We start from the raw sequence: 9,282 nt of genomic DNA on the forward strand, positions 1-9,282 counted from the left end.
TATTATTATGTGCTATTATCTGTATAAGGTAAAATGTCCAACAAATTCTTTATCGTTTGTTTCGTCATTAGTTTGAACAACAAACCAATAATCTCCAGAAGGTAATTCTTTACCGTCATAACGTCCATCCCATGATTCACCAACTCTATAAGTTGCTATTTTACGACCGTAACGATCAAATATATCGAAGGTAAGATCAGGGTAGTTTTCTGTACAGCCAGGTGCCCAAGTATCATAATTACCATCTCCATTTGGTGTAAACCAATTTGTGATACAGATATCTTGAAATTCTAACTCTATTTGTGCAGTTGCAAAACAACCACTACTATCTGTTACGGTTACAGTATATAAACCAGACTCTGTAATGATATAAGTGTTTTCTGAACCAACATCTTCTCCATTCAACGTGTATTGGTAATCACCTCTACCACCAGCTGCAGTTGCTATAAATTCATTTAATCCACCTTCAGCTAATGTTAACGTTACAGGAGCTACGGTATCAATATCGAATAATTCAGTACGTTGAACACATAAATTTTCATGCATTACTTCAATGTAATACCCCGTACCTTCTGGTAAATTTGTAAATACATTATCAGGTTGATATGGTCCACCATTTAAAGAATATTCTAGAAGCGTAAGATCTTCAATAGAAGCATCTACAGTAACCGTTACAATATTTCCTTGTGTATTGTTATCGCAAATATTTTCAATAACAACTTCTGGTAAAATACTAACTGATTCTGGGAAAGTGATATTCCATTCAGACTCACATTCTTCAGCATCTTTTACAAATACAATATGATCTCCACCAGCTAAATTGTTGAAATAAAATTCGGTTTGAGTAGCGTTTCCTGTTGTATAAGGCCCGTCATAACTATCTAAGCTTACACTATAAGGTAATGTTCCTCCTGAAATAGCAATACTAAACTCACCTTCTAGTTCACCTGTACAAACTTCTGGGATTAATGAGTTTGGAACAATACTTAAGATTACAGGTTGCGGTTCAGTTATAGTAACATCTAATGTTAAATAACAGCCTAATTCATCTTGTACAATGATTGTGTAATCATCAGGAGCTAAGTTTTCGAAAGTATTAATATCGAAGAACTGATTTAATTGTGGTGAAATAGCATACTTAATAATACCAGTTCCTCCAGTAGCAATAACTTCAATAGAACCATTATTACTTCCTGCACAACTTACATTGTTAATATTAAGAGTAGCATCAACAGGATTATCTGGCTCTGTAATACTGATAGGTGTAGATGTTGCTGCACAATCTCCACTTTCTACAAGTACAACATAATCACCAGCAAAAAGCTCAGTAAAGAACCCAGGAGTTGTTTGAGGAGCAGTAACAACATTACCTAAATTGTCTTGCAAGATATATGTATAGTTTCCTAGTCCACCTGTAGCATTAGCTAATATAGATCCATTATTATCACCAGAACAATTGATGGTTAAATTTGAAGCTTCTAAAGTCACCTCTAAAGGAAGTAGTGGATCAACTGTAATTTCATTTGATACATTAGTCACACAACCATTAGCATCTCTTACAAAGTAAGAATATGTTCCATCAGGAACTGAGAAGGTTGTAGATGTTGTAAATGTTCCAATAATTGGAGAGAAAGTATCATTTTCACTATAAGAATATAAACCTGTTCCTCCCGTAGCACTTAGTGTTAAAGTAGATTCTGTTAAACAGGTTTGCGTTGTTGCTCTTACTAAACTAGCTTCTATAGGTGCTGGTTCTGAAATTACAATATCTAAAGATGTTACCTCACAATCATAACCATCTGTGATTGTTATGAAATAAGTTCCTTGGCCTAAGTTTTCAAACACATTAGACGTTTGTGGACCAGATGCACTTGGTGTTGGTAACACTGTGTTTAATGTATACGTGTAATTTGAACCTTGTCCGCCAATAACATTAGTAATTGTTATGCTTGCATCTTGATCACCAAAACAAGATAAAAGTGTAGTGTTAGGTGTAAATGTAGCTGTTATAGGATCAGGTATTTCTAATGTAATGCTTTCTGAAGTAATACAACCTCCGGCATCTTTAACATTAACAGTATAGCTTCCTGCTGAAAGTCCTGTGAATGATCCATTAGAAGAATAAGCAACAGTAGCTGCTCCAGTTAATTCGTATTCATAATCTCCCCAACCACCAGTTGCAATTGCACTAATAGTTCCTTCACTATCAGTACACGTTACATTAGATGTTTCTGAAATATTAAGACTTAAAGCGTTTAAAGGAGATGTTATCGTTACATTATTTGTAGCAGAACAAAAAGGAATATCTGTTTCTGTTATAACGACTGTAAACGTACCTGCTTCCATACCTGATACAATTTCAGGGTTTGTAGAAGTATTAGCATTTACGACTCCAGTAACTGAAGCTCCGGCAGTGTCAAATACTTCATAAGTATAAGCACCAGAATAATTAGCAACATTTAATTCAAATGATCCTGAGTTATCTCCAAAACAAGTTACGCTTGTAGGTGTTAAAGTAAAAGTAGGAAGCACTGCGGCAGCTACTGCAACTGAAACCTCTTCAGTACATCCTGTAACGGTATCAGTAATAGTTATCGTGTAAGTTCCAGAGGGTACTCCTGTAAAAACGTTTCCAGTTAAGCTAATAGAAGCAGAACTTGGTGAGATGTTGTAATTATAAGAACCAGAACCTCCGGTACCTGTTATTGTGATTTCTCCATCGTCATCATTACACGTTGGCAATACAGTAACTTCTGGTGTTAATGTAATAGGAGGTGTGATATCTAAAGAGACTGTATTTCCACAACCATTAAAATCATTGATAGTTACAGTATGTGTTCCTGAATTTAAGTTTGTAATTATAAAAGGAAATGATTGTGATTGAAAAGCACCACCATTAATACTCACAGAATAAGGAGGTACTCCTAAGTCTATTAAAGAGACACCTATTTCATATTCTCCTTCAATAGCAGTACATTGATTTGTTACATTTGCTGAAATTTCAGGACTAGAAACCATAGTTAAATCAACATCACTAGTAACGACACAGCCATATGCATCTGTAACATGTACATAATAACTACCTGCATCCATATTAAATATACTTGTAGAAGCCCAATTAGTATCTGAAACTGGTGGAGCAGTAGCTGATGTTGTTATTTGGTATTGATAAGGTGGAGTTCCGTTAGAACCAATTGCGCTTATAACTCCTGAATTAGGTGCACAATTAGCATCCTGATCAATTGATACTTCTAATTCTAAAAGAAAAGCAGACTCTGTAATATTAAATGGTACTGTTACAATTCCACAACCTGCGTTAGGACCAGAAGTTTCTCTAATAGAAACGAAATAGTTTCCATATGGTAATGGACCTAAGTCAGCAACGTTTAATGAACCATTTGCAGCAATAGTTCCAGATCCAGTGATTCCCGTAGTGTTTAAACTTAAAGAATCGAAGATTTCATAATCTACATTTACTGTAGAACTATAAACACTGTTTACTGTAAAAGAAGCTGTTCCATCGGCACTACCTGTACAAGTAATGTTATTAGCACTGACAGCTGTTGCTGTTAATGTTGAATTTGTTGGAATTGGCAATTCTGAAGATTCATAATAACTACAGTTTGTAGCCTGATCATAAACAATAAACGTGTATAGAACACCAGGTATAAGCCCTGTGAAAGTTGCAGATTGACTTCCTGCAGTATCTTCAGCTAACCAAGTTCCTGTAGGGTAATCAAAACCAGGACCTTCATAAATACTAAAAAAGAAAGGTCCTGCACTAGCTAAAGTGGATCCTATACTTACTACAACTTCTCCTCCTGTAGTACAGTCTACTGTCGCTATAACATCAATATCTAAATCTGTTGGAGGTGATGCAACTAATACATCTTGAATTAATACGGAACAACCATTAGCGTCAACAACGTTAATTTGGTATAAGCCAAAGTCAACAACATCGAAGTTTATAGATGTAGTTCCTAAATTATTAAGTTCTGAATTAGAATAACCATTAGTTCCTGTAACAAAATAGTTATATGGAGGAATACCTCCAGTTACACCATCTATTATAACAGAACCTTGAGAAACTCCTGTAGATGTACATGTAATATCTACAGCTTCGTATGTTACATTAATAGGGTCTGGTTGGTCAATAACTACAGTTTCAGTATCAGTACATAATTTAGCATCTGTAACTGTTATTGTATATGTTCCGGCAGGTAAGCTAGAAGTTTGTGTTCCGTAATCAGTACCTGTGGTATCATTATAAACATTAGTTTGAAAAGGAGGAGTACCTGTATCCGTATCTATTTCAATATTTATTGAACCATTTGTATCTCCATTACATAAAATAGGTTGTACTTGTGCCACGACATCAAAAGCAGGCAGTGATAATGGGTTTACAGTTACAATATTTGATTCAGCAGTACAGCCATTAGCATCTGTGATTTCAAATTGATACGTTCCTGCATTAACAGTTGTATAATTAAAAGGTGTTCCTGTAGCTCCAATACTTGTATATGCAGCTCCATCAATAGAAACAGAATATGTATATGGACTAAGACCTGTAATTGTTCCTGTAATTATAGCATCTGGTGTTGCAGAACAATCTAAACTTTCAGTTAAAACAATGGCCACAGTTGGTGCAGTAATAGGATCTACAGTATAAGATTCACTATACGTACAATCATTTTCATCTTTAACTTGGAATGTATAAGTTCCTGGTTCTAATCCTGGAAATGATGTTGAGGTTTGATATGAGGTCGCTGCTGATGCTGGGGCAGTTATTTGATATTCTAAAGTCCCTGTTCCACCTGTTGTATTAGTTATTGTTACCGTTGTAGTATTTGTAGGACACGTAACTGATATGTTGTCAAATTCTAAATCTGTTGGAGGGTTAAGAGCTTCAATTGTAATTTCTTCTGTAGCAGTACTACAACCAGTAGAATCTAGAATAAGAATAGTATAATTTCCTTGAGTTAAATTATCGAATACTGTACCAGGTTGAAAGTTAATACCATCAATACTATAGTAGTATGGGGCAACTCCTCCCGTAGCGTTTGTAACTGTAATTACTCCTTCAGATGTACATGTTAAAGGTGTTGTTAATTCAACTGTTCCTACTATTGTAGACGCTGAATTTATAGTTGTAGTTTGAGGGTCTGTTTCACAAATCTCAGATCCTAAAGTATATTGTAACTGAACGTCATAATCTCCAGCTGTTAAACCATAAAACACATTAGAACTAACATAAGTAAGACCTCCATCGATACTATACATTATACTATTTCCATTAGAGTTTGAAACATTAATAGTAAGTATTCCTGCATTACTAGAATCTACACATGTAATATCTATGGTGCTTATAGTAAACTCAGGTCCTTCAATAGCCTCAACCGTAATTGAAACATCAGTAGTACAGTTGTTAGAATCTGTAACTGTAATATTATAAGTACCACCAGTAGTTACTCCGATTTCTGGAAATGTTTGAAAGTCAGTAGAACCATTTACAAAGTAAAAATAAGGTGCTGTTCCACCTACAGGATACACTGTTATTTCTCCTTCGGTACAATTTAATGGACTTGTTAATGCTACAGTCGCTGTTAATAAAGGAGGATCTACAATAGTAATGTCTTCAGAGTAAGAACATCCGTTTTCAGAAGTTATTGTAGCAGTGTAAGTTCCTGGATTTAGATTTTGGAAAGTATAGTTATTTTCAACAATAGGTCCAACACTATTAATTTGTGTTCCTCCTTGAGAAAGGGTGAATGTATATTGAGGATCAGAATCATTAGCAGCTAAATGAATACTACCCTTATCACCATGACAAAATGGTTGTGTAATAATAGCTGATCCTGAGAAATCACGATCTCTAATTTGTACATCAGGAACTGTAAAAACACAAGGGTTTGTTGTAATATTAATTTGTCTAATATAAGCAGTGTAGAAACCAGGTGTTGTAACTTCAAATACATTACTGTTTTGGTAAGTTATACCATCTAAGCTATATTCATATCCAGAAGGTACGCCGTTAACAGTAATGCTTCCTGGTGTATCACAAATAATGTCTATAGCATTAATAGTAGCATTTAAGATGTTTTCATAAACATTGAAATAAAATTGATTAAAACACCCACCTGGATAGTTTATGGTTAAACGGTATTGACCTGCAGTATCTGCTAAATAGTTAGAACCATTTGAAACTTCATTCCAAGTACAAGATGTATCTTCATTTGCACAATCAGAATCTGTAACTGCAGAACAACTAGTTTCATCTAGTTTTTCCCAAATAACAGAAATAGAGCTAGAAATGTTTGTTTCAATTAATCTTGAATCGTTATCTCCACATAAAAAAATGTTTGGTAATTCTTTTCCGTCATTAGGACAGATTACAACTTCATCTGCATAAGGAGTTACTGGATTTGTTGTGTTTCCTCCAAAAAGTTGAACATCAAATTCTTGAATAATTGATTGACATGGTGCAACAGCGGTATTAAAAGAATAATACGTTTCTGTTTCTGTAACTGTAATTGTTTGCGTATTTCCTATAACGGGCGTTCCTGTAGAACTTGTTGACCAAGCATAAGAATCGTATCCGTCTGCAGCAGTAAGTTCTACACTATCACCACAAAGTATAATTTCTTCAGAAAAAGTACAATTTAAATCTGCTAAAAAGTTAGTTGCTTGGGGAGATATTAAACAGCCAACGTTGGCACTTAAACTAGGGTCATCTGTAATATGAAAATTAGGATTATAAAAACCATTGTAACTCGCAAAAGCTTGGTTACTAATAATGTTAGAACAAGCATCAACTAATAAATTACAAGATTCTACAACTTGCACTTCTATTCTAATTTCATAAACAGGATCATTTTCTTCAACTATACTGTCGTCAATAGCAAAAATAATTTCACGTGTATCAGGATCATAACTAACAACGGAAACCCCTGTTGGTAAAACCAAATCATCTGGATAGTTAAATATAATATTTACAGGAAGTATATCTCTAACTTGAAAATTAGTTGCATTATCATTTCCTGTGTTTTGAAAACCAATAACATAATTTAAAGAAGTTCCTAAGCCAACATAGTCATCACCGATATCATTACCTGCATCATCTTCTACAATTTTTGTAAGTACAATATGCGGTTCTATAATTTCTACGGCAAAGGCAAAGAAATAAGGAAAGTAGGTGTCTCCACTAGTCTCTAATCTAATGGTTCCTGATGTAGCGTCATTAGCAATTACTGAATTTCCTGGATTAGGTATTGCAATAACACCAGTATCAAACCCTAAAGTATTAGTGCTGTTTGGAACCCTATCATTAACAGGTGTAGCATCTAATTGTGTAACTGAACTGTTGAAAAAATTATCAGCAGAACGATCTGTTGTAGATAAACTAACGCCGTTTAATTTTAATCGGTCACCAGAAATTGGGCTATCACCTTCTAAAGTTGCAAAAGCAAAATTCGCTCTAACAGGAGCTGGTGCAGGAACTGTTCTAAACCCATCAACAGGGATGTCTAAGTTTGAATTTCCACCAGCAACACTAATGGCACTAAAACCATCAAAACTTGTAATTGATTTTCCTGGTAGAGTAGGATCTTCATAAACTACAAATAAAGACCAACCTGCAGATTGACCTGTACCATTATATGGGGTGTATGCAGCTGTTCTACCTTCGGCAGAAGAGACATTTGCAACAGTATAAGTACCTAAATCTACACCAGATCCAAAACTTGTAACAATTGAAGTTACATCAGCAAAACAAGCATAAGAAAAACTATCCCCACCATCTACTGTGTTTGTTCCTGCTTCGTAAATTACAGTTCCTTCTATATCATTATAACCTCCTATAGGACCTTTTAATTTTACATCTGTAATAGGTTCGTCACCTGGATTTACAGCTCCCCAATAGAGTCCTGCATAGATAATTTTATAACAATTAGGATTATCTATATCTAAATCGGCACTCGAAGAACTAAATGTAGAACTATCGCCATCAATATCAATATAAGACATATTGACTTGGTGATTAAATTGCCAATTACTATTGAACGCATTATTATCTGGTCCAAGAATATTGTTTCCGATAAGGATAATATCTCCTTTTAAATCATCATTAAACCTTGGCATGAAAGGTTCGTAGTTTTGGGCATATGCTTGCTGTCCCAAGATGAGTACAAGAATAATTAAGGCAATTTTAGAAAAAGTAGGTTTTTTCATGGCTGTTTGTTTTTGTTTTCATTTTATAACTTGGGGCAAAGCATAAAATGAAAGTTTGCTTAATTCTTATTAATTTTCAATTTTAACTATTGACATTTTGTTATTGTATGGTCTATCTTCTTTAGATGATAATGCATTATTAGCGCTTCTTATATCATCAAATTTTTCATAGAATATATAATACTTGCTGGTGTTTACATCATTGAAAAAATCAATATCAGTTCTTCCTGAAGCGACAACATCTGTTATAAATTTATTTCTACTATTCGCATCACTATGAACTGCAATAATGAGGTAATAGCCGCTTTCAATATTCTTAATATTCTTTAAGATTTTAATACTGTTTTCTTGAACTTCACCAAAATCAAAATCTTCTGCTTTTAAAGGTGTTTCGCTTATAGGTGTGTTTTTTATAATATTAGCTAACATATCTCTGTCTTGGCTATATCTGTCTGCTTCGCTATTAAAAGCAGCACGTTTAATTCGTCTTCTTTTTTCAAACTCAGTAGCTATCTTAATGTCTTCTAATTTTAGATCTAATTTTGTTTTTAGATCGTTAGCTGTAGACTGTTCTGCTTTTAGTCTTTTAATTTCTTTTTTGTAGAATAGATTGACTTCGTCCATTTCAAAAACACTATTTTCAGCTCTTTCTTCATAGACTTTAGTTAACTCATTTATTTTATCACTGCGTGATTTAATTACATTATCTAAATCTGATCTAATTGCATTAAGAGTATTGTTTTCGTCAGTAACACTTTTAAAAGGTTTAGGTTGTGTGATGATCCCTTTATCACTTAGATCATTTTCCTCTTTTAAATCTTTAAGATCTTGATCTTTAATTGCTATAATTGAGTTGAATTGTTCTAATAAATCATTCTGAACAGATTTAGAATCTTCAGCTGATTTTGTGATTTCTTGCATTGATATCCCTAGTTGATCTGTTGGGTTAGAGATTTCTTCTTCTTTAGCCAGAGCATCCGCTTCTTGCTGTGCTTTTTGTTCAGCAACAAGTTTGGCTTGTGCATCTACTTCTTGTTGTGCTTTTTGTTCGGCAAC

1 protein-coding gene and 1 pseudogene are annotated in these 9,282 nt (G+C 34.1%); both read right to left on the bottom strand.

Features of this window, described 5'->3' with window-relative positions; genetic code table 11:
- Positions 1-15 precede the first annotated feature (15 nt).
- Positions 16-8,226, bottom strand: coding sequence for a T9SS type B sorting domain-containing protein (locus HSX10_RS17235; RefSeq protein ID WP_173589498.1), 8,211 nt, complete (start codon positions 8,224-8,226; stop codon positions 16-18).
- A 69-nt stretch (positions 8,227-8,295) separates the two neighbouring features.
- Positions 8,296-9,282, bottom strand: a pseudogene (locus HSX10_RS17240) (PorP/SprF family type IX secretion system membrane protein); the annotation flags it as partial.

It is taken from the genome of Winogradskyella undariae, from assembly GCF_013285155.1.
Classification (GTDB): Bacteria; Bacteroidota; Bacteroidia; order Flavobacteriales; family Flavobacteriaceae; genus Winogradskyella; species Winogradskyella undariae.